The organism is Pseudotabrizicola sp., from assembly GCF_030684215.1.
Classification (GTDB): Bacteria; Pseudomonadota; Alphaproteobacteria; order Rhodobacterales; family Rhodobacteraceae; genus Pseudotabrizicola.
The window spans coordinates 1-1,354 of record NZ_JAUXOV010000075.1 but is presented as its reverse complement, the minus strand read 5'-3'; the positions used below and the strand labels follow the sequence as shown (position 1 = coordinate 1,354).

Genomic DNA, 1,354 nt, shown 5'->3' with positions numbered 1-1,354 from the left:
CAAGGCACCGCCAGAGGCGCTGAACGGCAAGTATCCCAACTCGTCTACGACCACCAAGTCGGTTTTCACCAGCGCCGCTGCAATCTTGCCAGCCTTTCCTTGGGCCTTTTCCTGCTCCAAGGCGTTGACCAGTTCGACCGTTGAGAAGAAGCGCACGCGTTTGCGGTGATGCTCGATAGCTTGGATGAAGCGCCGGGCGGCGAGCCGTGCCAGATCGGCGATCATCGAGGTCACCAGATCGCGAAAGTCGAGCTTGCCCTTGCGCACGAAGTCGGCAACCGCGGTCTCCGCCGCCCCGAAGGCCCCGACCAGCGCCTGACCGATATCGGCGCCGATCTCGCGGGCCCTTGCGGCATAGTCAGCCAGCGCGGCGGTGACCGCCTGCCATCCGGTGACGGCTTCCTCTGCTCCGGTCGCGGTCTGGGTTCCGGCCTCGCGCCCTGCGGCGCCCGCGCGACCGGCTGAGGTCTCGGCCTCGTCCAGCGCGTCGGCCACGCGGCGGACAGGCTTCGACCAACCCTTGCTCCATACGATGTATGTCGACCGGCGGCTTGCAGGGATCCAGGCTGTTCAAACTCTTTCTCGTCTGAATCGCATCCACCCGCTAAAGGAAGACACGTTTGTCCTCGATTTTGTCAACGATCGGGATGAAATCAGAGAGGCATTCAAGACCTACTTTGAAGGGGCGGAAATCGGTGAAGACGTCGACCCTGCTCGAATGTACGAGATCAAGAGCGAACTTGATGCTGAGGGCGTCTATGTGATTGCTGATGTTGAGCGTTTCAGCGCCGTCTATTTCAAGCCCCGCCAGCGCCAGAGCCCGAACGATCATCAGTTGATGAACGCGGCGCTCGATGTTTGTGTTGCGCGTTTTAAGGAACTTCAGCAAGAGAAGCCGGACGAGGCCGAGCTATGGCGCGGCAAGCTGCTCGCCTTCTGCAGCCTCTATGGCTTCCTCAGCCAGATCATTCCCTATCAGGATACGGACCTCGAACGCCTGTATGTGTTTCTGCGCCACCTCGCGACAAAGCTGCCAAAACGCGGCGCTGGGCCTTCCTACCAGTTCGATGACGAGGTGCGGCTTGAATACTAGCGTCTTCAGAAAATCAGCGAAGGCTCAATCAGCCTTAATGAGGGACAGTCTAATCGGCTCGACGGCCCTTCGGAGGTCGGTAGTGGCGTGCTGCGTGAAGAGGCTGTTCCGCTGTCGCGCCTAGGCTCCAGACCCATTGATTTCAGGTTGTTGGCGTGATTCAGGCTCCGCAAGGAGACCGATCCATGAGCAACCTCTACTGGCTGACTGACGAGCAGATGGCTCGGCTTAAACCCTTTTTCCCCAAGAGCCACGGGGTGC

The 1,354-nt window shown here is 59.9% G+C and carries 1 protein-coding gene and 2 pseudogenes; 1 reads left to right on the top strand and 2 read right to left on the bottom strand.

Translation table 11 applies throughout. The features are described from left to right. Window positions 1-186: pseudogene (locus tag Q8K08_RS19030) on the bottom strand (ATP-binding protein); the annotation flags it as partial. Next, window positions 184-462, bottom strand: a pseudogene (locus Q8K08_RS19025) (phage tail tape measure C-terminal domain-containing protein); the annotation flags it as partial. The pseudogenes Q8K08_RS19030 and Q8K08_RS19025, both read right to left, overlap by 3 nt. On the opposite strand from Q8K08_RS19025, the gene Q8K08_RS19020 reads away from it, so the two are divergent. Continuing rightward, a complete protein-coding gene (locus tag Q8K08_RS19020; RefSeq protein ID WP_370870566.1) occupies window positions 374-1,093 on the top strand; it encodes a hypothetical protein in 720 nt (239 codons plus the stop codon). The pseudogene Q8K08_RS19025 and the gene Q8K08_RS19020 overlap by 89 nt on opposite strands. Window positions 1,094-1,354: the final 261 nt, after the last annotated feature.